This window comes from Streptomyces sp. NPDC033270, from assembly GCF_055576575.1.
Genome location: NZ_JBVIRA010000038.1, coordinates 33,034 through 56,043 on the forward strand (window position 1 = coordinate 33,034; position 23,010 = coordinate 56,043).

General features: G+C 69.2%; 19 protein-coding genes and 1 pseudogene. 11 read left to right on the forward strand and 9 right to left on the reverse strand.

Annotated elements, in window-relative coordinates; all coding sequences use genetic code 11:
* Window positions 1-111: 111 nt before the first annotated feature.
* The 3 genes from ACZ5XZ_RS35780 to eccE all read right to left on the reverse strand — a co-directional run bounded on the left by ACZ5XZ_RS35780 (window position 112) and on the right by eccE (window position 5,262).
* Entirely contained in the window at window positions 112-2,862 is a 2,751-nt protein-coding gene (locus tag ACZ5XZ_RS35780) for an SCO5717 family growth-regulating ATPase (protein ID WP_468986048.1), read from the reverse strand.
* A 334-nt stretch (window positions 2,863-3,196) separates the two neighbouring features.
* Window positions 3,197-4,036, reverse strand: a complete 840-nt coding sequence (locus ACZ5XZ_RS35785) for a hypothetical protein (RefSeq protein ID WP_468986050.1) — start codon at window positions 4,034-4,036, stop codon at window positions 3,197-3,199.
* On the reverse strand, window positions 4,036-5,262 hold the full coding sequence (gene eccE / locus ACZ5XZ_RS35790) for a type VII secretion protein EccE (protein ID WP_468986053.1): 1,227 nt from the start codon (window positions 5,260-5,262) through the stop codon (window positions 4,036-4,038). Before eccE ends, ACZ5XZ_RS35785 begins: the two co-directional genes overlap by 1 nt.
* A 346-nt stretch (window positions 5,263-5,608) precedes the next feature.
* Here eccE and ACZ5XZ_RS35795 point away from each other — a divergent pair, with 346 nt between their 5' ends.
* The 7 genes from ACZ5XZ_RS35795 (at window position 5,609) to ACZ5XZ_RS35825 (ending at window position 13,258) form a co-directional block, all read left to right on the forward strand.
* Window positions 5,609-7,258 (forward strand): type VII secretion protein EccB, encoded by a 1,650-nt coding sequence (locus ACZ5XZ_RS35795; protein ID WP_468986056.1) that lies wholly within the window; start codon window positions 5,609-5,611, stop codon window positions 7,256-7,258.
* 328 nt (window positions 7,259-7,586) lie between these two features.
* Window positions 7,587-7,910, forward strand: a complete 324-nt coding sequence (locus tag ACZ5XZ_RS35800; protein WP_384442253.1) for a WXG100 family type VII secretion target — start codon at window positions 7,587-7,589, stop codon at window positions 7,908-7,910.
* Window positions 7,911-8,032: 122 nt separating this feature from the next.
* A complete protein-coding gene (locus ACZ5XZ_RS35805; protein WP_384442256.1) occupies window positions 8,033-8,326 on the forward strand; it encodes a WXG100 family type VII secretion target in 294 nt (97 codons plus the stop codon).
* A gap of 228 nt (window positions 8,327-8,554) precedes the next feature.
* Window positions 8,555-9,811, forward strand: coding sequence for a type VII secretion-associated serine protease mycosin (gene mycP, locus ACZ5XZ_RS35810; protein WP_468986060.1), 1,257 nt, complete (start codon window positions 8,555-8,557; stop codon window positions 9,809-9,811).
* A 3-nt stretch (window positions 9,812-9,814) separates the two neighbouring features.
* Complete coding sequence (locus ACZ5XZ_RS35815) at window positions 9,815-10,126, forward strand: hypothetical protein (protein WP_393493659.1); 312 nt, start codon at window positions 9,815-9,817, stop codon at window positions 10,124-10,126.
* Window positions 10,127-10,188: 62 nt separating this feature from the next.
* Window positions 10,189-11,805, forward strand: coding sequence for a WXG100 family type VII secretion target (locus ACZ5XZ_RS35820; protein ID WP_468986062.1), 1,617 nt, complete (start codon window positions 10,189-10,191; stop codon window positions 11,803-11,805).
* Window positions 11,806-11,902: 97 nt separating this feature from the next.
* Window positions 11,903-13,258 (forward strand): S8 family serine peptidase, encoded by a 1,356-nt coding sequence (locus tag ACZ5XZ_RS35825; RefSeq protein WP_468986065.1) that lies wholly within the window; start codon window positions 11,903-11,905, stop codon window positions 13,256-13,258.
* Between the two features lie 443 nt (window positions 13,259-13,701).
* On the opposite strand, the pseudogene ACZ5XZ_RS35830 reads toward ACZ5XZ_RS35825, so the two are convergent.
* The 3 genes and pseudogenes from ACZ5XZ_RS35830 to ACZ5XZ_RS35840 all read right to left on the reverse strand — a co-directional run.
* Window positions 13,702-14,035: pseudogene (locus ACZ5XZ_RS35830) on the reverse strand (UTRA domain-containing protein); the annotation flags it as partial.
* A 208-nt stretch (window positions 14,036-14,243) separates the two neighbouring features.
* Window positions 14,244-15,284 carry a WXG100-like domain-containing protein gene (locus tag ACZ5XZ_RS35835; protein WP_468986067.1) on the reverse strand — a complete coding sequence of 347 codons (1,041 nt, stop codon included), beginning with the start codon at window positions 15,282-15,284 and terminating at the stop codon, window positions 14,244-14,246.
* Between the two features lie 162 nt (window positions 15,285-15,446).
* Complete coding sequence (locus tag ACZ5XZ_RS35840; RefSeq protein WP_468986068.1) at window positions 15,447-15,782, reverse strand: hypothetical protein; 336 nt, start codon at window positions 15,780-15,782, stop codon at window positions 15,447-15,449.
* 282 nt (window positions 15,783-16,064) lie between these two features.
* On the opposite strand from ACZ5XZ_RS35840, the gene ACZ5XZ_RS35845 reads away from it, so the two are divergent.
* Together ACZ5XZ_RS35845 and ACZ5XZ_RS35850 are read left to right on the forward strand one after the other, a co-directional pair.
* Window positions 16,065-16,667 (forward strand): hypothetical protein, encoded by a 603-nt coding sequence (locus ACZ5XZ_RS35845; RefSeq protein WP_468986070.1) that lies wholly within the window; start codon window positions 16,065-16,067, stop codon window positions 16,665-16,667.
* Between the two features lie 86 nt (window positions 16,668-16,753).
* Window positions 16,754-17,053 carry a hypothetical protein gene (locus tag ACZ5XZ_RS35850; RefSeq protein WP_468986072.1) on the forward strand — a complete coding sequence of 100 codons (300 nt, stop codon included), beginning with the start codon at window positions 16,754-16,756 and terminating at the stop codon, window positions 17,051-17,053.
* Between the two features lie 103 nt (window positions 17,054-17,156).
* Here ACZ5XZ_RS35850 and ACZ5XZ_RS35855 read toward each other — a convergent pair whose 3' ends face one another.
* The 3 genes from ACZ5XZ_RS35855 to ACZ5XZ_RS35865 form a co-directional block, all read right to left on the reverse strand.
* Window positions 17,157-18,488 carry an SUKH-4 family immunity protein gene (locus ACZ5XZ_RS35855; protein ID WP_468986075.1) on the reverse strand — a complete coding sequence of 444 codons (1,332 nt, stop codon included), beginning with the start codon at window positions 18,486-18,488 and terminating at the stop codon, window positions 17,157-17,159.
* Window positions 18,485-20,707 carry an ATP-binding protein gene (locus ACZ5XZ_RS35860; protein ID WP_468986076.1) on the reverse strand — a complete coding sequence of 741 codons (2,223 nt, stop codon included), beginning with the start codon at window positions 20,705-20,707 and terminating at the stop codon, window positions 18,485-18,487. The genes ACZ5XZ_RS35855 and ACZ5XZ_RS35860 overlap by 4 nt, the downstream gene beginning before the upstream one ends.
* A gap of 545 nt (window positions 20,708-21,252) precedes the next feature.
* Complete coding sequence (locus tag ACZ5XZ_RS35865) at window positions 21,253-21,654, reverse strand: hypothetical protein (protein WP_468986078.1); 402 nt, start codon at window positions 21,652-21,654, stop codon at window positions 21,253-21,255.
* A 239-nt stretch (window positions 21,655-21,893) separates the two neighbouring features.
* Here ACZ5XZ_RS35865 and ACZ5XZ_RS35870 point away from each other — a divergent pair, with 239 nt between their 5' ends.
* Window positions 21,894-22,202 (forward strand): hypothetical protein, encoded by a 309-nt coding sequence (locus ACZ5XZ_RS35870; protein WP_468986079.1) that lies wholly within the window; start codon window positions 21,894-21,896, stop codon window positions 22,200-22,202.
* On the forward strand, window positions 22,199-22,906 hold the full coding sequence (locus tag ACZ5XZ_RS35875) for a WXG100 family type VII secretion target (RefSeq protein WP_468986081.1): 708 nt from the start codon (window positions 22,199-22,201) through the stop codon (window positions 22,904-22,906). Before ACZ5XZ_RS35870 ends, ACZ5XZ_RS35875 begins: the two co-directional genes overlap by 4 nt.
* Window positions 22,907-23,010 lie beyond the last annotated feature (104 nt).

Consider the following 23,010-nt stretch of genomic DNA (forward strand, 5'->3'; position numbering starts at 1 on the left):
CAGGAGGACGGGGGTGCCGGATGCTGGCAGAAGGGAGGGCGCAAGCGGGACCCCCCCCCCCCCCCCCCTCTCCCCCCCCCCCCCCCCCCCCCTCCCCCCACTACGCGCGCCTCACTGCGGAGGCGGCTGCTGCTGCCAGCCCTGTCCCAGGCCCGGCTGCTCCGGTGCGGGAGCGTCCGGGGCGGGCTGTTGCTGCTGCCAGTGGGCCGGCGGCTGGGCGGGCTGCTGGGCGGGCTGTTGGGTCCAACCACCCTGCTGCGGAGGGTAGCCGGCCGGCGGCTGGCCCTGTTGCGGATGCTGCTGCCCCTGCTGGGGCTGGCCCTGGCCCTGCTGCGGGTGGCCCTGCTGGGCGGCGTACTGCTGCTGCGCGTATGGGTCGCCGCCCATCTGCTGCTGCGGGTACATGCCGTGCGCCTGCTGCGCCCGCGCGAAGTCCTCGGCCACCAGGGCGGAGAGGTTGAAGTACGCCTCGCGGGTCTTGGGCCGCATCATGTCGAGGTCGACCTCGGCGCCGGCGGCCAGATGCTCGTCGAAGGGGACGACGACCACACCGCGGCAGCGGGTCTCGAAGTGCGACACGATGTCGTCGATCTTGATCATCTTGCCGGTCTCACGGACACCGGAGATGACCGTGATGCCGCGCTGCACCAGGTCGGCGTAGCCGTGCGCGGACAGCCAGTCCAGGGTGGTGCTGGCGCTGCTGGCACCGTCCACGGACGGGGTGGAGATGATGATCAGCTGGTCGGCGAGGTCCAGGACACCGCGCATCGCGCTGTAGAGCAGACCCGTACCCGAGTCGGTCAGGATGATCGGGTACTGCTTGCCGAGGACGTCGATCGCCCGCCGGTAGTCGTCGTCGTTGAAGGTCGTCGAGACGGCCGGGTCGACGTCGTTGGCGAGGATCTCCAGGCCCGAGGGGGCCTGCGAGGTGAACCGGCGGATGTCCATGTAGCTGTGCAGATGCGGGATCGACTGCACCAGGTCACGGATGGTCGCACCGGTCTCGCGGCGCACCCGTCGGCCGAGCGTGCCGGCGTCGGGGTTGGCGTCGATCGCCAGGATCTTGTCCTGCCGCTCGGAGGCGAGCGTGGAGCCGAGAGCCGTGGTCGTGGTGGTCTTGCCGACACCGCCCTTGAGGCTGATCACCGCGATCCGGTAGCACGACATCACCGGTGTACGGATCAGCTCCAGCTTGCGCTGCCGCTCGGCCTCCTCCTTCTTCGCACCCAGCTTGAACTTGGACGGCTGGGCGTTGGCGCCGGGCTTGCGCTTCTTCGGCTGGTTGCGCAGCAGGCGGTCGGAGGTCAGCTCGACGGCGGCGCTGTAACCGAGCGGGGCACCCGGGGCGGCACGCTGCTGCGGCTGCTGCTGACCCGGCTGCGAGTACGAGGCGTAGTTCGCCGCGGCGTTCGGGTCACCGGCCTGCTGGCCGGGGAGCGGCTGGTACTGCTGGGCTTGTTGAGCCTGCTGGGCTTGCTGGGCCTGAGCTGCCTGCTGGGCTTGCTGTGCCTGCTGGGCCTGTGCTGCCTGCTGCGCGGCCGCTTGTTGTGCCTGCGCCGCCTGCTGCTGGCCGTAGTCGGGCTGCGCCTGCTGGCCCTGTTGCGGGTAGCCCTGCGCGGCGCCGGTCTGCGGGTAGCCGTACGCGCCCTGCTGCGCGGGGGCGTTGGGGTGCTGCTGCGCCTGCTGCGGGTGCTGTGCCTGCTGCTGGCCCTGCTGCGGGTACCCGTACGCGGGCTGCGGATAGCCGTACGCGCCCTGCTGCTGCGGCTGCTGACCCTGCTGCGGGTAGCCGGCCTGCTGATGGGGCTGGCCCTGCGGGTATCCGGCCTGCGGCTGGACCTGCTGCGGCTGCTGCTGGACGGGTGCCTGCGGGTGGCCCTGCGGGGGCTGCTGAGCGGCCTGGGGCTGCTGACCGGCCTGCTGCTGCGCCTGGGCCGTCCGCGGGTCCGCGGGCTGGAACTCCGGCGGCAGCGGCGGCAGCCCGCCCTGCCCCGGCACACCCTGCTGCTGACCGTCCGCCGCGGCGCCCCACGGAGCACCCTGCTGCGGTACGCCCTGTTGGGGCGCCGCCTGTTGGGGCACGCCCTGCTGGGGGACGCCCTGGGGAGCGGTCTGCTGCGGCGCACCCTGCTGAGGGATGCCCTGCTGCGGCACACCCTGCGGCTGCTGCTGGCCCTGGGCGGCCTGCACCGGCTGCGCGGGCTGCGCCGCGGCCTCCGGGCCCGGCTGGGGGGCGGCAGCGGCCTCAGCGGCCGGCGCGGCGCCCTGGGCGGGGGAGTCGACCGGTGCGGCCTCCGGCTGCGGTGCCTCTTCGGACGGCGCGGCCTCCGGCTCGGCCGAGGTGGCGGCGTTCGGCTCGTCGTCGTCTTCGTCGTCGTCCCAGAGCGAGGCCGAGGGGTCGAAGGCGCCGGAGCGCTGATTGCCGGAACCGGCGGCGTCGTCCGCGGCCGGCGCGGCGTCCGCGGGAGCCTCCGGCGTGGCCTGAGGAGCGGCGGCCGGCGCGGCGTCACCGTCGCCCTGCGGGCGCAGCGTCGGGAACCCGGGCGGCGCGGCGTCCACGGGCGCCGGGGCCGCCGGTGTGCCCTGCTGTGCGACTCCGGGCACCGGCGCACCCTGTGCGGGCCCCGCCAGCGGCTGGCCCGTGGGCGGCCCGGGGGGCTGCGCCGTGGCGGGCGGAGTGGTGGGTGAAGGCGCAGGAGGAGCCGAGGGAGAGGCCGCGGCGCTCGCGCCGCCACTGGTGTCGTTGCTCGCGTACCAGGCCGGAGCGGCAAAATCGATCTTGAACTCGCCAGTCAGATCGAACTCGGACTGGTCGTCGTCAGGATCGTTTCCGTCCGGCCGGAAAGCCTCCTGCTCGTTCACTGTGCCTCCTGGTGTACTGCAACGCACCTGAACGGCAGGACCGGATACAGGCGGATCGTTCGGGTGTAGCGGAAGTCGGAACACACCACCCGGGGTTGCGCCAACACTAACTGTCTCCATCCCCGTGTCGACTGCCGTCGTGCCGTGCTCCGCGGCTGTCCTATACAGCCTAATCAACAGTCGGCCCATAACGGCAGTCGATGTCATGTCGTCTTCAAGCCCCTTCGGCACACACGCACGGGCGCATCCGAGGATGCGCCCGTGCGTGTGTGCCCGCGGCCGGCTGTGTGTGCGGGGCGCTCGGCGCCCGCGGTCAACCGGCCCGCGCAGCCGGTCAGTCCATGCGTCGCGGCCCGCCGAGCAGGTTGGTCTCCGCCTCCGTCGGCTGGGTCATGACGAACTGATGGCTGCCGTCACGCGAGCACCACAGCATGGCGTTGTCGCTGAGCGTCGGCAGCACCGCACCGACCTGCTCCGGCAGCCGCATGATTCGCGTCACAACCTCCGCCTCCTCGGGCGAAAGCCGCTGCAGACCGACCAGATCGGCGCGGCCGAGCATCTGCGGCGACCGCGGTCCGAGGAACGGCAGCACGGTCAGCACCGACTGCCAGGGGCTCGGGGCGAGCTGATTGCGCGGCGGACGCGCACCCATGTCGCGTACGACCAGCACGGGGCTGGAAACCGACGGTCCCTGCGGCGCGATCTGGCGCACTTCGTGGACCGACACGCACTGCTGCCCGCCGCCCGCGCTCTGCGCCATCTGGCCCCAGGCCGGCGGCCGCGCCGTCTCGACCGCGACCCGGGCGCCGACGGCGACCGTGCGCAGCGCCAGGATCTGCGCCATCCACATGCTGCCGACCAGCGCGATCTCCATCGGCGCGGGGCGCAGCAGGCTCAGCACGGCGGGCTGGTTCTGCGGGTCTATGCCGATGATCACGCCGTCGTCGCCGACCGGCAGCGTCAGCGCGCCGAGCGACTCGGCCGTCAGGACGTGCGGGCTGCGCCGCGGGCCCCGCAGGCCGTAGCCGGGCCGGAACTTCGGACCGGTCGGACCCGTCTCGTCCTCTTCCGGGCGCGGCTGGTGGGAGAGCCGGCGGGCGCCGCCGGCGCCGGCCAGCGGGGGGTTGCGCCAGCCGTCGCTGGTGGCGCGGGGCTGATACGTGGGAGAGGCCATCAGCGGGTACCTCCGAGGGGGAGCGTGGCCAGCAGGCCGGGCAGCTGTTCGCGGTCGAGACGGACGAGCCCGACCTTCACGGAACTGGAACGGCGCTCCAACTCGGTCTGTGCGGCGGAGAGTTCGTTCTCACTGCGGGTGGAAAGGCGGACGTAGCCCGAGATGGCCGGGGCACGGCCACCGCCGTGGGTGGCGGTCAGCGCGAAGGTGCTGGCCATCGCCCTGGTGCTGGTCAGCAGCTGGGTGACGGCCGCCAACGGCGCACCGCCCTGGCCCAGTTGGGGCCACCGGCCGATCCAGTACGTGGAGTGCCAGCGGTCGTCGCAGCGCAGCGCCCGGGTCGTCTCCTGGGTGCGCCGGGCCGCCCGGCCGTCCCGCCCCATCGCGCCGTTGGCGGCCCGCGGGCTGACGCACACCGCGGTGCCGATCGCGGCCACGACCTCGCGCTCGTCGAGCACCCTGGCCCGTACGCCGTGCGCGGTCAGCCGGCTGACGAGCTGGTCGGCGGCGCGCAGCAGCGAGCGCTTGGCGCCCTCCACGCCGCCGCCACGGGCCTCGATGGCCTCCGAGCACAGCTCCGGGTCGAGCTTGAGCGCGATCCAGGTCAGCTGGATGGCCGGGGTCTGGGACTGGGCCTGCAGCGGCGCGTACGACCGGGCCGCGACGGCCTGTTCGGGCAGGTGCGGCGCCGGTGCGGGCTGGGTGTACTGCACGAACTGCACCGACTCGAGGTGGATGTCCTCGATGTCGAGGGCCGTGTGCAGCACCTCCAGCGGCAGCATGTGGCTGCCGCGCTGCGGCCGCAGCGGTTCGTCGCGGGCGTCCACCTGCACAAGGGCCGTCAGGAACGTGCCGTCCCCGACGAATCCGATGGCGCGCTGGTCCGCCTCTGTCGTGTACTCGTAGGTCCGCAGCGCCGGCTCGCACTCCACGACGGGTGCGAGCGCCGGGTCGACGCCCTGTGTGGCGGCGAGGTTGGCGGCGCTCTCCTTGCCGCGGCGCTTCATGGCGCGCACGGTGGTGATCCACTCCGGCAGTGGGATCTTGCGGCGCCGGCCGAGCGCGAAGACGACCAGCAGGGCCGCCACCACGACGGCCGCGGTCAGCGCGGCGGGGTGGATCGTCCAGCCGACCAGCACCAGTGCGGCGGCGAGTTCGATGATGGCCAGCTGCTGAACGCGGACTCCGCCGATCGTTCCGGCCTGTTGGCGCAGTCGCGGTGCCACCGGACCGGCCGGGCGGGCTGAGGAACCCCGGCCGCCATTTCCTCTATTGCCCCGAGCTGTGCCGTTTCGGCCAGCATTTCCCGCATTTTGCGGTGCAGCGGAAGGCTGTTGCTGCTGTTGCCGCCCATTGCGGCGTCGAGCCCTGGTGGCGCTGGACATCCCCCGGCCTGCTCCTCTACTGGTGATCTGGGCCTCTAGGCGTATCGGTCGCCGCTGAGACTGGTGCGTTGGAAGGTGGCACCCGTACCGTACGGGTCGATCGACACACGGCATAGTAGAGGGCGCTACGGCGTGAGTGCCGGGGGCGGTTCGATGTGGATCCAACAGGCGGGGAGAGAAAGCAACAATGGCATCACGTCGGGACGAGCTGAATGCGTATTCGTTCGCTCGAAAGCGCACGAATGCGGCATTTCTGAAGCCGCTGCCGAACGGTTCGATCGAAAGCGCTCCCAGACCACTCAAGGCAGTGGTGCCGAGCATCGTGGTGGGCGTCCTGATTCTGGTCGGATTCGGTGCCTGCGGCATCATCAAGCCGGTCGCTCCGCAGGGGTGGGACGAAGTCGGGGCGAATCTGCTCGTAGGGAGCGACTCCACCACGCGCTATGTGGTTCTGCCCAATGACGCCAATGGCCAGAGCCAGAAACTGCTGCACCCCGTCCTGAACCTCGCATCGGCGAAGCTGCTCCTCAATCCCGATAAGTTCAAGGTGGTCAAGGTCAAGGAATCCGAGCTGGACGGGAAGCTCGCACACGGCCCGGCCGTCGGTATTCCGTATGCGCCCGACCGGCTCCCCTCCGCCAAGGAAGTCGACAAGCCGAAGTACTGGGCGGTGTGCGACCGTCCGGGCAGCGGTGAGAACAGCAAGCCCCAGCAAGCGGTGTTCGTCCTGGCCGGCAAGGACAAGGAGCTCGTCGACAACCCCAAGAAGGGCAAGCTCGACCTGCACGGGGCGCTCTACGTCGAGGACCCCAAGGGCAAGCGGTGGCTGGTCGACCAGTACGGCATGGCCTTCCAGTTCGACGCCACGCTGGGCGGAAAGATCGGGACGGCGCAGAGCCCGGAGAAGACCAACCTCGACCTTCAGCGCATCATCTTCGGGGAGAACGCCGAACCGCAGAAGGTCACCGCGGAGTTCATGGCGACTCTTATCAAGAGTCCCGTCCCGATCGCCATGCCCCGCATCGCGAATGCCGGTCAGCGGACCGTCGCCATGGGCGTGCCGGACAAATTCCAGAAGATCGGCACGGTGCTGCAGACCAATGAGGGGCAGCAGAAGTACGTCGTCCAGGCCGACGGCGTCTACAAGGTGTCGAACTTCGTCGCGAAGCTCCTGCTCGAGGGCCAGAACGCGAAGGACATGAACGCGGGCGGTGGCGCGCTGAAGGCCGAGAACGTCTCCACCTCGAGCATCACGCCGAAGGCGGACGACGCGGGCCGCGCCCAGTCCTACCTGGGCAAGGTCCCGAACACCGACATCGACATGCCGTGGCCGACCGACGTCGTCTCCGCCGCGAACAACTTCAAGAACGACTCGTCCGGCGGCCTGGGCTCGCCCACGGGCAGCGGTGTCTCCTGCAGCGTCTACAAGGGCACCAACACCAAGCTCCCGGGCGAGGCGAACAAGCTGCTCGGGCACCCCAACGGTGTGCCGAACATGCAGACCTGGGTCGGCAAGGACTACCCGGCCAAGATCGCCCCGGGCGCCGGCTCGTACGTCACCCCCGGCAGCGGCCTGCTGTACCGGCAGGTGTCCGCCCCCTCCGCCACGTCCGGAAGCCTCTTCCTGGTCACCGACACCGGCCTTCGCTACTCCATCCCGGAGAACAACGACGGCGGCAGCAAGGCCGGCAAGGCGGACCAGGAGCAGGGCCAGTCGCAGCTCCGCCTCGGCTACAAGGGAGCGCACCCGCCGCTGATCCAGAAGACCTGGTCCGAGCTGCTCTCCGCGGGCCCGTCGCTGGACGTCAACAGCGCCAAAAAGCCGCAGTCCTCGTGATGGGCCGAGGCCGCGCCGAAATCCGTATCACGGCTTTCGGCGCGGCTTCTCGCCGTGAGCCGGCCGGCGATCTCCCGGCGATCTTCTCTTTGCCGGCGACTTTCCAGATCCGACCGATAGCGCCGCATCTGCCCGAATTCACCGAACGGCGTTTTGTGGGCGGCGAGTTGACAATGTTGTGATCCCGTCACAAGCCCCGCCCCCCTGTTGGGGACAAGGGTGCCGAGTGGTTAAAGTGGTCCAAGGCGTCAGCAGGAGATGCCGACCACGCAAGCCGGCTAGCCGGTGCGGCGCGGGAAACGTACGAGTCTCATGGGGGACGTTGACTATGGCTGGTCAGCAGTACACAACCACCGAGGAGGAGATGGTCGCGTTCAGCGGCAAGATCTCCTCGGTCAACCAGTCGATCCAGGGCGAGATCTCGCGCCTGAACACGGTCGTCGACACCATCACGTCTGGGTGGAAGGGTGCTGCGGCCTCCTCGTACAACCAGCTCCAGTCGCAGGTGAACGAGGACGCCAACCGTCTCAACCAGCTCCTGGGTGAGATCAAGGAAGCGATCGACGAGACCACGAAGAACTACTCCGCCTCCGAAGAGGAGCAGGCGCAGTCGATCACGCACATCTCCGCCTCGGCTTCCCCGTTCGGATGATGGGGCCGCGTCGCTGACCGCGGCGCACGGCCCAGTCGCCGCAGCACGGGCCAGCCGGCACTCGCCGCCGGCCCGCTGCGGCATGTGAATCGACCAGCATCATCAACTCCTGAGGAGACACCATGTCAGGCCAGATCCTCGTAAATTTCGCGACGATCTCGCAGGCCAGCTCCGACGTGCGCGGTACGGCCAACAACATCCGCCAGCAGCTCGACGACCTCGAGGCGGGCGTCAAGAAGATCGCCGCCAGCTGGGAAGGTGCGGCGCAGGAGGGCTACCAGGCCCGCCAGCGCGAGTGGGACCAGCGCGCGGCCTCCCTGCACTCGACGCTCGAAGCCATCGCCAAGGCGCTGGACCAGGCCGCTCAGAACTACCAGGCCACCGAGCACAAGAACTCGGGCATCTGGGGAGCCTGACCTCGCGCTAGCGCAGGTACGGATGGCGATCGGCTGAGCAGCCCAGACGGCTCGCACAGTGGTCAATGAGGGCGAGCGCGCTGCACCAGTGCGCTCGCCCTTCTGCCGTCCACACCACGCCTCATCGAACTTCCCTCCAACTTCCTCTCAACCTCCGCCGTTTCCTCACTCTTTCTTTCCCCACCCCTCGCCCCGCCTATTCCGCCACACATGGAGAGCAGACAACCCGTGGGATCTCGCGCCATTGGTCATCGAACCGGGCACCGTCGCCGAGCGGCGGGCGCACTGGTTACGGCGGCGTGCATTGTCGGACTGACGAGCCTCACCGCCGCGCCGGCGGTCGCGGACGAGAACGTGCCGCTCAACAGCGGTGAATGCAAGTTCGGCGCCGACAACATCAAAGAGACCCCCTGGTCGCTGCAGCGCCTGCTGACCAATCAGATGTGGGCTTCCGGTAAGGGCGAGGGAATCCGCGTCGGCGTCATCGACACGGGTATCGATGCGGGCAACAAACAGCTCGAAGGCGCCATCGGCAGCGGCGGCATGACTCTGGTCAAGGGCAAGCCGACCGACGACAAGGTCGGCCACGGAACCAAGGTGGCGGGCATCATCGCGGCCCGCCCCATAGCGGGTTCCGGTTTCTACGGAATCGCGCCCGGAGCAAAGGTCATTCCGTACCAGCAGACCTCGGAGGAGAAGGCCGGCACTGCCGACAGCCTCGCCAAGGCCATCCGTAAGGCCGTCGACGACAAAGTCAGCATCATCAACATCTCCCAGGGAACCGGCGCCAACCGAGACCTGCTGCCCACCCTTGAGCAAGCGGTGAGCTACGCCGAGAAGAGCAAGGTCCTCATCATCGCCTCCGCCGGCAACGGCGGCGCCGACGGCGGTGAAAAGAGCATGTACCCCGCGGCCTACTCGGACGACTACTCCAACGTCCTCGCGGTGGCCGCCTCGGACCGCAACAACGAGCGCGCGCCGTTCTCCCAGTCCGGGAAGTTCGTCCAGATCGCCGCACCGGGCGTCGACATGGTCTCCACGGTCCCCGACGGCGGCAACTGCGTCGACCAGGGCACCAGCTTCGCCGCGCCCTACGTCACGGGAGCCGCGGCCCTGCTGAAGGCGAAGCACAAGGACTGGACCCCGCAGCAGCTCATCTGGCACCTGGAGCAGACCGCGGAGCGCGTGAACCGGGACCGGAACGACTTCATCGGCTGGGGCGTGGTCGACCCGGTGGCGGCCCTCAACGACAACACCGAGCCCACCGGCCCGCCGAAGCCGGACAAGCCCTCGGGAGCGGCTGACGGCTCCAACATCCACCCGGCCGCGGTCAGCATCGGCGAAAGCGCCGAGGACCGGCGTGCCCGCATTTCCCTCTACATTGTCGGCGGCGGACTTCTCGCCGTCGGCACGGTGGTTGGCTGCGCCATCGCGATTCGCGACTGGCGTCGAAAGACTGGTTTGAGAACACACGGGGAGGCATAAGCCATGGCTCAGGGGCAGTACGGCGTTGATCTGGACGCCTTGGACCAGGTCATCAAGGAGCTCAACCATGTCCTGAAGGAGATGGGCGACTCGAAGAGCACGGCGAAGAACAGCACCTACCTGCCGAAGGGGTCCCTGGGGAAGGGGTTCAAGGAGGAAGGGCAGCTGTACCAGGCTCACGACCTGATGAAGGGCGACATCGAGCGGCTGATCGACATGGTCGAGGGCCTGGTCGATCGGTTCGGGAAGAAGTCGTCCAAGGTCAGGGGCGCGTACCAGGACGCCGAGGCGGACAACACCGTCGGCATGAAGTGACGTCAGCGGGCTGATCGTAGTGACAGATAGAGCGTTTTCGATGACGGAGTGGGGGACAGTAGATGTCAGCGAAAGATAGTGAGTTCAAGCCCGCAGAGGTCCACGTTCCGAAGAAGCCCGAGCCGGCGCCCAAGGGCTCGGGTGCGGCCTCGGAAGAGAGCTATGAAGTCGGCCAGAGCCGCCCTCAGTTCACCAACCTGAGGCTGAACCAGGTCAAGGCGCTGGTCGAGGGCGCCGACCCGGGCGAGGTCGGCAATGTCGCCGAGGGCTGGAAGAAGGTCCGGGTTTCGCTCGTCGGTGACGACTGGAACAGCGGCATCAAGAAGAAGTTCGACGACGCGGTGACGAAGGTCCTGCAGTCCTGGCACGGCCAGTCCGCCGACCAGTTCGCGACCTCGGCGCAGAAGATCAGCAACAACTTCGCGAAGCTTGCGGCCTACCCGCACAACACCGGCTACGTCCTTGAGCAGATCAGCGATCGGCTCAAGGAGGTCAAGAAGGCCGTCGAGGCCGTCGAGGAGCCGAGCTGGCTGGAGCGCAAGGCCGACCGGCTCAACGACCTCGCGCACTCCGACACCGGCAAGGCCGGCGCCATCGGCTCGATGCTCCCGGGCGGGAGCTTGATCGTCGGCGGTGCGGCCAAGCTCATGGGCGCCGGCGACGGTCGCGATGACTCGCAGCTGAACAGTGACCTGGCCAACCCGAAGAACTCCATCTACGACGCCATGAACAGGAATCGCGGCAACCTGTCGATTGACAGGGAGCGCGAGCTTGAGGCTGCTCATTACATGGAGCAGTTGGCTACGACTTATCGGTCGGGCGTCACGGCTATGGGGAAGCCGCCGCTGGGTGGTGGTGCGCAACCACGGCGTCAGGACGAGGTCCCGGACTACGACGGTCCCAACATGCCGATCCCCCCGATCGCCCCGTATGGCCCGCCTCCGTCCGGCCCGAAGGGCGGCACTTCGATGCCGAAGATGCCGGGGATGAAGGGCGGCGGATACACGACTCCGCCGGCAATGGAGGCACCGCGCCCGAACGGTATTGACGGTGGGATCGGCAGCATTCCCAAGACCCCCGCACCCCACGTCGGTACCGGGCTTGATGGCCTCTCCGGGGGCACTGGTCTCGGCACTGGAGGTATCGGTGGCGGCGGTGTCGGAGGCGGCGTAGGCACCGGCGGCTTGGGCGCAGGCGCAGGCGGTCCCCACGGGGGCTCGGGTTCGGGTATCGGCACCCCCGGCATGCCGGGCATGGGTGGCGGCGTCGGTGGCGCACGAGGCGGTGCCGCCGGTACTGGAGCGGGCGCCCGCGGCGCTCGTACCGGCATGCCGGGCATGGCCGGTGCCGCTGGAGCCGGAGCCAAGGGTGGCGCCAAGGGCGCGGGCGCTGGTAAGGGTGGCGCACTCGCTCGCCAGAAGGGCGGCATCATCGGCGGCAAGGCCGGCAAGGCCGGCGGCGCTGGGCAAGGAGGCTCCGGCCTGCACCGCAGCCGCGGCGGCACGCAGCAGGGCGCCGCAGGTGGCCGGCGTCCGGCTGGGATGATGGGTGGAGCCGGTGCTCAAGGCGCCAAGGGCAAGGACAAGGCCAACGAGAACGGACAGCGTCCGGACTACTTGGTAGAGGATGAGGAGACCTGGACGCCGGAGCGTAATGTGGCGCCCAAGGTCATCGAGTAGGACCCTGTCGGTCGCGATCCGACACACGGCGGAATCGAAGTGGGGCCCGCAGTCCTCGGGCTGCGGGCCCCGCCTTGCTAGGGAGAGGTGTAACAGCATGAGCTTCACGCGGACGCTGCGTGCGGTGGGCAGCGCGGTGGTGGCGGGAGCACTGCTCTTCGGCTCCGCTCCGGCTGCTTCTGCGGATCAGATCAGGAATGATCAGTGGCCGTTGAAGGCATTTGACGCCGAAAGCGTGTGGAAGGTATCCACAGGTAAGGGTGTCACGGTCGCAGTGATCGATGACCCCGTAAACGGTGATCATCCTGATCTGAAGGGAAATGTCCTGCCCGGTAGGGACATTGAAAGTGGCGGGTCCGCCAACCATGAAAATCAGGACAATCACGGTACCTCGATGGCATCCATCATCGCTGGCCATGGGCACGGTGCTGGCAATTCGGACGGTGTGAAGGGGTTGGCTCCGGATGCCAAGATTCTGCCAGTGGGTCTCCCGCCCGAGGATGAAATCCCGGAGCTGAATTCCGATAATTTGGCTAAGGCAGTAAATTACGCGGTTGATAACGGTGCGTCTGTTATCAACATGTCGTTCGGCCAAGCCACTCTGAGTGAGAAGGACAAGCAGGCTCTCACCAACGCGGTCAAGAAGGATGTTTTCCTCGTCGTCGCCACAGGCAATGACGGGGTGGGGCGACTTGATCAATTGACTACCTTTCCGGGGGTAGTTGCTGTCGGGGCAGTCGACAAGGCTGGTCAGATGTGGGAGGACTCGAACTATGGTCCGGAGACCATGCTGACCGCGCCAGGGAAGCTCGTTCGATCCGCAGGAGCCAACAAGCCATACGTACTGGCCAACGGCACCTCCGACTCCGCGGCCTACGTCTCCGGTGCCGCCGCCCTTCTCCGCGCCAAGTACCCCGACCTCACCGCCGGTCAGATCGCTAACCGTCTCGTGAAGACGGCTGGTCTCCCGCCTGGCAAGGAGGGAATGAAGCTTCCGGACCCGCACTACGGGTACGGCTTCATCAAGCCGTACAGCGCGCTGACCAAGGACATTCCCCCCGGTTCCAAGAATGGTCCGCTGAAGACGCCCAAGACGGAGCCGTCCACGGCGACTGGCGGAGCGACTGTCGCAGGGTCTTCTGGCGGTGGGAACGAGCAGGCAAGTGGCCAGGAGGAAAGCGGTCTTGGCGTGGGTGCCATCGTGGGAATTGCGGTTGGCGTTCTCGTAGTTGTCGGAATCATCGTCATCGTTGTGGTCCGGCAGAAGAAGAACGACCGTAATGGCCCGCCGCCCGGTGGATTCGGTGGACCTGGTGGCGGCGTTGGGCTTCCGCCGCAGCCGGGTGGGCCGTACCAGCAGCAGGGTGCCTACCAGCAGCCGGGGCCGTATCAGCAGCCCGGCGCTCCGGGGGCGTACCCGCCGGCGCCGCCCATGCAGCCGCCGGGCCAGTAACAAGGCAGCAGACAGGCACCTTCCAGCACTGTCGCTGGGTACAGACACACGATTCGGGGCCCGCAGCATACGAGCTGCGGGCCCCGATGTGATCCCTGTTGTCGCCACAGCGGCGCGGTCAGTTCTCTGCCGTACGGCCACGCATCCATGGCCGCGCTGGGCGTGGAGATCGCCAACGCGAAGAGCAGGTGGCGGTTGCTCGAAGGCCCGTGGCACGTCGTCCGCCACTGGGCTCACCTCTGGTGTCGGGTGCTGAGGCTCTCGCACAACCGAAAGCTGACGCTGGTACAGGCGCACACACAGCCGGACAAGGCGACCTGCCATGCAGCCGCAGGTGCATCCCTGTCCGCCTCTGAGGGCACGGGCTGTTGTTACCGCTGGGTGCACGAACCGCGGCAGGTTCTCCTCGATGGTTGGGTAGTCGGCCGACTGGCCCACCTCTGCTACCGCTGATCGACTGCCACTTCGTCAACCATCTCGCAGAGGGCGGCGGGTACGACGATGTCCGCCGTCTCGACCGGCCGTCGTAGTACGTGCGTGAGGACCGCCTTCGGGCAGCACTACGAGCGTTCCGGCCGTGATGCTGTAAGGCTTCCACCTGGTCAATAGCTGGACAGGCTTGTTGTCAGCCAGGAACTCGTACGTTGTGCGGACGCAGAGTTCTCCCTGGGCGACGCCGAGTCGCTCAGCGATGGCTCTGGGGGCGGGAAGCTTGGCTCCGGTGCGACTCTCCCACGATCCGCGCTTGCCGAGAGCGGCCATGTCCCGCCGATCGGGTCGAGCAGTTCATCCGCCCAGCCCGGCAGCACAACGCCCCCGTAAGACACTTCCCCGCTGAATCTGCGTTGGTCGATCATGCGTTTCCACCGAGGGGCGCGATTCTTCCAGCGCACTATGAGTCATCCCCAACGTCCGTCGGTGCCGGGCAAGATGCCGGGGCAAGGCGCCGAGTGGCGGGGGAGGGCATCATGGTGAGCGGCTGCTGTCAGCCGAAGACCGAGCGGACCTCGTCCGTGACGGTCGAGCGGACCGCGTCCGTGGCCTCCGGGTTGTTGGTGGCGGCGCCGCCGGTGCGGTTGTCGACGTGGCGTTGGGCGTGGTCCAGGCCGCGGTTGGTGTGGGTTTCCGCGCGGTTTGCGAGGTCTTCCTTGGCGTGGTCGATATAGGTCTGAGGGTCGGCGAGGCTGGCAGCGCCTTCCTTGACGCCGTCGACGTATTCGCCGGCCTTTTCCTTGGCGATGTCGGCGGTTTCGCCCCAGTCAATACCATCGCGTGCGCCGAAGTGGCTCTCGATGCCTTGCTCGACGACGTTGTTCGCCATTTCCTGGCCGGCTTCCACGGCCTTTTCCTTGGCCGCGTCGACAACCGTCTCCTTGACGGTGTCCTTGACCGTTTCCTTGATCTGCTGCTTGGCGTAGTCCGTGACCAGTTTGCGGGCTTCCTTGGACACCGCCTTCTGTGCCAGTTCCTTGGTCATCTTCTTGATGGCGTCCATCGTGGCGTGTTCCATCGCCTTGGTGGCCGCCTCCATGACCTCGCGCTTCAGCTTGTCGAGGATCTGGCGGATGATCACGCGGGAAGCCTGGGTGGCGCCGGCCGCGCCGAGTTCGGACAAGCCCAACGTGAAGGGGGCGGCTGCCTGAGCGGCGATGAGTTCGGCGGCGGTGATCACGAGCTGGACGATGACCGCGATCTTGCCGGCGATGACGGCGAGCGCGGCCGCGTCGAAGGCGAGCGCGATCACCTCGGCGGCCATGGCGGCGTCACGGAAGTAGTTGTCGCCGCCGCCCGCACCACCGTTGTAGGCGCCCCACTCCTTGGAGAAGCCCTCGACCGCCTCGCCCGAGTTGGCGGAGAACACTGTGCCGGCCGCGGTCGAGCCGTCGGAGTTCGCCTGGTTCACGGCCTCGGCGAAGTTGCGCCACACCTGGGCGCATTCGAAGAGCAAGTCCTCGTCAGCATTCGGCCAGTTGAATCCGAGGAGGTCGAGAACCCAGTCGACCCCTCCTGGCAGCTGGATTGACACAGTGATCGTCCCCCGTGCGGTGGTAGCCGTGTGGTGCTGAGTGAGATGGATGGAGGTGTGGGCGGAGGTATACCGTCAGGTGGAGGCAACGCGGGGTGAGGCGGGAGGGCGGCGGCCTGTCGCGGCGGGCCCGGGTGGCTGCCTCAGCGGCCCGGTGTCGCCTCAGATGGCCGGGCGGCCGACGGCGCTGATGGTGTGGATGCCCTGCTCGTCGGACTCGGCGTAGTGCTTCGCCATGGTGGTGAGTTTGTCGCCGATGCCTTCGAGGCGTTCACCGAGGGAGTCCATCGAGTCGAACATGCCGTTCGCGATGGGCTCGTAGATCGTCAGGAAGATGTCACCGAAGTCGCAGCCCTCGAATGCCTTTTCGGCGGCGTCCTTGTCGGCGTCCTGCCTCAGCTTCTTGGCTGCGCTGGAGAAGGTGCTGCCGATGTTGACGAATACGTCGCCCTGCGTCCTGAGAACGTCCGGATCGACGTCGAATGCCTTGCCTGCCACTGTTTGCCCCCGTTTTTCGCCGGATCCGGTTCGTGATTGCCGTGCCCAATGATCTCACATTAGGTGAACTGGATGTGCGCGCGTCAAGGCGGATATGGGGTAGCTCGGTGGGATTTGCGACTAACTCAACTGCATTGATATTGCGATGAATTGACCCGGGGTCAGATTAGCGTGAATGTTTAGTGAGGGGATTAGGGTCCGCCGGAACCATGGGCGGCTGCGGTGGCGTCATCCTTCCCTGATACAAGTGAGGCCGGTGTTTTCGAGATCTGAGGAGTTGTCGTGCGGTTCGGGATGCGTCAGAAGGCGCAGTGGGTCGGAGCCGGGGTGCTGGCCATGTCCTTCGCTCTGGCGGGGTGCGGGTCGGGTTCGAAGCTGGGAGGCGCCCAGGCGGCTGAGAACATCCTGCCGCCGCGCGAGAGCATGCCGACCGAGCTCAGGACCGTGACCGATAAGCCGTCCAGCCGCGCCAAAGCACCCAAGAAGTGCAGTGTGGCGCCGGACAAGCCTTCCGGCTGGTGCAAGGAGGCTGTGGCTCTCGGCCATGCCGAGTACGGGAGCAGCGACAGGAGCAAGTCGGCTCGCTTCGAGGTGGTCGTGTACCGCAGCGAATACACGGCCAAGAAGGCCTTGAGGAAGTGGGAATCGTACGCGCAGAGCAGCCCGACCAAGTACCGGACCTTGAAGGCCGAGACGTTCGGATCCGGGAGCGTGGCGTTCGTGGAGGTCGATCCGGCGTACAAGGACAACCAAGAGCTGGTGATTCGCGAGGCCAACTTCATCGGCACGGTGAGGTACGACGGGAGCCGTGTGCAGAACGCCGCCGACCCCACCCTCCTCAAGCTGGCGAAGATGTTCACCGAGCGGATGCGGCAGGAGGGATAGGGCTGGGCGTGCCCGGGATCCGAGCGCTTGGCCAATCGCAGGTCCCGTAGCCGTGGACAACCGCAGGTCCCGTAGCATCTCCGCTCATGGACGCAACCAGCAGTGAGCAGCCGGTCTCCGGAAATGATGAAGGACTGACACCTCGTCAGGCCCGACGCATACGCATCGTCCTGGCCTCGGTCCTGATGGGCGCGATGGCGCTGGTGCTGGTGGTGCGCCTGGCGTCGCGTACGTCCGTCCTGGTGGTCGGGGTGTACGGAGCCGCGCTCGTCCTCTGCGGCATTGTGATCGAACTCAGCCGGAACGGGCGTACCCGGCTCGGCACTTGGCTGCTGGGCGTCGGCCTGGCGGCGGCGCTGGCGGCGGACTGGTTGCTGTTGCCCTGAGAAGGCATCGGGGGTCTTCGGGGCTGCCGGGGGGCGAGGGTGCGTATGTTGACGCACCTACGCATCCCCGGCCCCGACCCCGCCTCAGAGCAACCTGGGTGCCTCAGAACAGCCCGTGCCACATCTGCTCGATGACCAGTGACCACCAGTTGCCCTGGTCGTCCAGTGCCCAGGAGTCGATCGCGACGATCTGTTCCTGGAAGGCGGCGACCGCCGCGCCCGCCGCGAGCGGGTCCATCCCCTGCATCTCCCGGCGCGTGGTGACCAGCAGCGCGAGCGAGCGCAGATACGCGGAGAGCGTGCGGTTGACGAACCGGCCGCCGCCCGAAGACGGCTGGACGGCCCAGATGGTGCCGACCATGTTCTGCTGCTCTTCGGGGGCGACGCACTGGACGGCGATCGTGTAGAGGCCGTCGGTGCCGAGCCGGACGTAGCCGGCGAGCGTGGTCAGGGCCGCTTCGCGGGCCTCGGTGCCGGTCTCGCGCAGGGAGGACGCCACGTCCGTGAACATCCCGCCGGGGGGCGGGGTGTCGGGGCGGTCCGCGGTGAAGAAGTACGGCACCGAGGTCGGCAGTCCGGCCCAGACCAGGGTGTTCCTGGTGGCCTCGGGCAGCTGCCCCGTGGCGATGTCGTCGGCGTCCGGGCGGCCCACGCCCTGGGGGCCGAAGACCTCCACGAGGTGCTTGCCGAGCGCCACATCCCGCATCTGCGGCGCGGCCTCGACGCGCTCCGGGACCGGCAGCCGGTGCGGACGCGGCGGCGCCTGCTGTCCGGCCATCTGGTGCATCATCTCGACGTGCCGCAGCAGTCCGGCGATGCCCTCGGCGCGCTCCTCGGGGCGCATGCCGTAGCCCTCGGTGCAGGAGAAGCTGGCGTTCGGGAACGTACGGAGGATGAAGTCGCCGGGGTAGCCGCCGGGCAGCAGGGCGGGCCGCAGGTCGGTGTGGATCGCGCGGACGTCCGTGGCGTGCACGCCCAGCCGCCGCAGCTCGTCGTAGAGCTGGAACTCGACGGGCGGCTGCCCGGGAGCCGAGACCTTGACCAGGCTGGTCTCCTCGCCGGTCGACGGATCGTCGTAGGTCGCGACGGCGGTGTTGCCGGGGCCGGTGACCGGCTGCCGGGCCGGCTCCGCCGGAGCCGCGCCCGCGCCGCCGCCGTGCTTCTGCTGGTACATCCGTACGACCTCGTCGACGGGGACGGACGGCCACACCGTCAGCTCGCCCGAAGCCCGGTCGACGACGCCGCAGGCGGTGCCGATCTCGGCGGGCGGGCGCCGCTGCCCGGTCTGCGGGTCGACCTCCGGGGGCGGCGGTACGGCCCACACCACCCAGCCGAGGTCGAACTCCTGCATGGCCACCTCGCGCGGCGGGCTCTGATGCCCTTCGGGGTTGAGCCAGCGGGCGGCGGTGGCGTGTGCCTGCGCCTGGGTGATCACGAGTGGTCTCCTTCGAGGCCGTGGGGAGTGTCGGCGTCAGTGGTGCCGGGGCGCTGGGCCGGCACGGTGGGGGCGGCGGGGAGGGGCGCGAGGATCTGGCGGGCGGTCACGCCGCGCTCGGTGGCGACGACGAGCACCCCGTCCAAGGAGAGATCGGCGCCGGTGATCGGGGAGTCCGAGAGCAGCGCGGCCACCACCTCCCGGCTCGCGCGGGCCCAGACCCGCAGATAGTCGGCGCCCCGGCTGAAGCCGAGGGGCGCGGCCGCCCGCGCCTCCTCCGAGGGCTGCACGGCCCGCGAGGGGTCGGCGTCGAGGTACTGCGGAGCGTGCAGATCGTGGAGCAGCAGGGCCACCCCGCCGCTCTGGCCCGCTCCGTCGCCCTGCGCGGGGCCGCCGTCCGGCCCGCCGTTCGGATCGCCGTCCGAGCCGATGGGCACCGTACGGGAACCGGGGGTGCCCTCGGGAACGAGGAGGGCGGCGACGGCGCGGGGGGCGGCGGTGCCACCGGCAGCCGCGGCAACGTCGCCCTCGGCCGCGTCCGCCGCCGCGCCTTCACCGTCCGGGGGCAGCGAGGCGATCGTCACCGCGCGCACGCCGGCCAGCGGCACGCTCCACAGCGTCCGCCACGGCAGCGTGAAGCCGCGCGCGTGCAGGGCCTGTGCGTACGGCGTCAGCCCGTCCTCGACGAACGCGGTCTCCAGGAGCGCGGCGCGCAGGGCGGCCGGCGCCTGGGAGCGGGTGAGCAGGGGAGCGGTCCGCAGGTACGTACGGGCCGGTGCGCCGAGCTGTTCGAGCGGCACGGCCTCGACGGCGGCCCGCAGCGTGACCGGGTCGGCGTGTGCGAACAGGCCCGGGTCGGTGAGGAGCTGGGGGAGCAGGCCGGCTTCGAGGGTGTGTGCCGCGAGGTGGTCGCGGATGTAGGGATCGGCCTGCGACCAGTCCTGCTGGGGCACCGCTTCCAGCAGCGTCATGGCGATCTTGGTCTGGGCGTCCCGCACGTCCGGCAGCCCGGAGCGGATCTCCGCGGCGAGGGCGGGGTGCACCAGGCGCAGCAGCGCGCGGTCCGCACCGCCGCCGGTACGGGCCCCGGAACCGGCCCCCGGGACGCCCCCGTCCGGCTCCTCGCCCTCGCCCTCGCCCTCGCCCTCGCCCTCGCCCGCGTCCTCGTCGTCCGGGGAGGCCTCGACCGGCTGGACGAACGGCGCCGCCAGCAGCATGCCGTCGGCGAAGTCCTGGCTCATGTCCCGTCCGGCGAGGGCGCTCGCCAGCGGCCCCAGGAACTGGACCGGCAGGCCCTCGCCCTCGGCGAACGCCAGCGGCGCCAGCATCAGCCGCAGGACCTGGGGATCGGCGCCCAGTCGGCGGGCGTGCAGATCGAGCGCCTCGCCGACGCCGCCGGGCAGCAGCGAGGCGTCCGCCGGGTCGAAGCCCTCGGGCTGCATGAGCAGCGACTGCACGGCGAGCTGGAGGGTCAGCCGGTCGCCGCCCGCGCGCTCGGCCATCGCCGCGGCGAGCGCCCGGCGGGCCGACGGGTCGGTGGTGTACGGGAGTTCCGGCGCCCCGAGGGCGGGGTCGAGCGCGGTCTCGGCGTGCAGCACCAGGCCCTGCGGGTCGGCCCACTCGGGGGCGTCCAGATCGATGATCTGCGCCTGGCCGTCCGGCAGCGCCGCGGTCAGCTCGGCCGCCAGCTCGCGCGGCACATCGGCGAGCAGCTGAACCGTTTCGGTGGCGGCGAGCGGCTTGAGCACGTCCCGTATGAGGCGGGCCGGTTCGTTCGCGGCGCGTACCGGACCGGCCTGGTCGACGTCCGGCACCACGATGGCCACCGGCTCTTCACGACCGGCGAGTTCGGTGAAGATGTCCTCGCTGCGCGCGGCACTCAGCTCGAAGTGATCGGCGAGCAGCCACAGGACCTGTGCCGCGGTACGGCCCTCGGGACTCGGCACGGCGGGCGCCGGCAGGTCCGGGGGCACCGTGGCCGGGTCCATGTCGTCCAGCGGCAGCCGCTTGCGGTAGTCGGGATCGCACATCATCAGGAAGCCGGTGATCAGGCGCGAACGCCCGCTTCCCGGGTTTCCGGTGAGCGCGATGACGCGCGGCGCACCGGGCCACCGCATGCGCCAGGCCGCGAGGGCGCGCAGCGCGGCGCTGCGGCCGCCGATGTACGGATGCGGTGCGTATCCGGCCGCTCGGGCGCTGCCTTCTTCTGAGGCGCTCATGGCTTCCTCGTCCCCCATCAATCCCGCCCTCCACCTTCGTGGATTCCTGCGTGTACCGCCTCGATCCTATGATCCGGGGCGGGTGCGCGGGACGGTGCGGGGTCTCTGTTCCGGAACTGGAACACGCAGGCCGGGGCGGGTGTGGGGACGTTGTGCCGGTGGCGTGTGGGGTGAGCGGGCGGCCGGTGGTTCCTGAGGCCCGTTCCCGCGGCCCGTTGTGGAGAAAAGGCGAGCGCCCGGTGCGGAAAGGAAGCAGATCCGCCCGAATGCCCTGGGCGGGTGATCTGCCTTCCTCCGCATCAAGTGATGCAAGCGATTCAACCGAATCAACCGAATCAAGCGATTCAACCGAATCGAACGAATCAACCGCATCGGGCGTAGTCCGCCATGCCGCCATACCGCCGATATCGCCTACATCGACAGTATCGACGGTATCAACAGTATCGACGACGGTATCGACCGAATCGGCCATGCCGAGCGCATTGACCGCATCGACCGCATCGGCCGCGCCGACGCCGGCTTCCGGGGCCTGCCGGTATCCGGGGTCAGCGTCGGTGTCCGTGGCCTCCGCGCCGCGGGGATGTGACGATGTGGGACGACGGGGCGTCGCGCTCGGCGCGCTCCTGGGCTTCCTTCTCTTCCTGTTCCTGCTGCCAGGCGGCGAACTTCGCGCGAGACTCCTCGCGCTCGGCCATGGTCTGGTCCTCTGCGGCCCGCCGGATCTCCGTCATCCGGTCACCGATGGCGTCCATGTAGCCCGGCGTCTGGATGGCGTCCTTCATGCCCATGCGCCCCGAGAGCACCTCCTGGGCCATCTCCTGGAGCTTGCCGCCGACATTGGGGTTCTCCGCCAGGACCTTCAGCGCCTTGCGCAGCCGGTGCGCCTGCTCCGGGTCCTGGGCGACATCCATCAGGTCCTCGTCCTGGATCTGTCGCTCGTTGCTCATCCCTGCCCCCTTGAACGTCGTGGCACAGCAACCGCGTGTGCTGCACCGGCGTCCTTGAGTCTAATGACGGGTGTGAACGGGTCGTCAAGGCGGGGGTTGTCGGTATTGCCGCAAATTGCTCGGTATGCATTCCGCGCCCGCTCCGCCGCCCGCTCGACGGTGGGCTTCGGGCCTATTGCGGGTGTGCTAGACCTGAGGCGATGTTGGCAGGCAGCTGTCATTCAATTCGGGGAGAAATGATGTCCGACGAAGTCCGGCTCAGTACGGAGGAGTTGCACCAGCTCGGTGCGACCTTCGAGATACGCGCGGAAGAACTGAGCCGGCAGCTGGCCGCATTCAGAAGGCGGGCGGATGCCGAGGCGCTGCGGGACGGCTTCGGCAGCCATGAGGCGGCCCGGCCCTACCGCGAGCTGTACGAGCAGGCCGAGCACGCCCTCGTCCAGCTCCAGCAGCGGCTCGCCGAGGTCGGCGACGGCCTGAAGGAAACCGTCGCCAACACGCAGGCGGCCGAGGACGAGCTGGTCGAGATGATGCGGAGCGTCAAGTGAGCGAGCGACGCAACCCCGAGGCGCTGCACGAAGCGGCGGCCGGCTGGCGCGAGATGGGCAAGCACCTCGACGGCATGGTCCGCGATCTGGACCGGCACGTCGGCACCGCCGCCGCGGCCAACTGGCACGGTCCGGCGGGCGAGGCGTTCGCCGCGGAGTGGCACCGCCTCAAGCGGTCCGTCGACGACTCGCTGCCCGCCTTCGAACTGGCCGCGGCGGACCTGGAGACCGCCGCCGCGCAGTCCGACAACAAGGCCGCCGAGGAGCACGGTGCGCCCCCGGTGGACAACTCGGCGAACAACGCGCCGTCCTCGTCCGGCCGCGACGCCGCCTACGGCTTCATGGCGCTCGGGCAGCTGGCCAACGGCCTCGGCGGCGCCTTCGGCAAGCGCGGGGGCGCCGGCCAGGGCCAGCGGCCGCCCGTACGGCACCAGTGGGAGACCTCCACGGCCGCGCAGGGGCCCGACCCGTTCGGGCCCGCCAAGGTCGGCGAGGCCAAGACGCGCGGCGGCGAGGGCATCGCCAAGGGCGTACGGACCCGGCCGGCCGGTGCGGAGCCGGACGGCGAGCGGGACCCGAAGGCCAAGCCGGAGCAGGCACCGGCGGCCAAGACCGAGCAGGCCAAGACCGAGCAGGCCAAGCCGGAGAAGCCGGACACCGGCGCCGGCGCGCCCGACACCGGTCAGCACGGCGCCTTCGGCTGACCCGGCGCCGGTGCGGGCGCGCACCGGCACCCCCACCGAAACGGCGGTGGGGGGGGGGGGGGGGGGGGGGAGGGAAAAACCAAGAGTGTGGGGTGTTGGGGAGA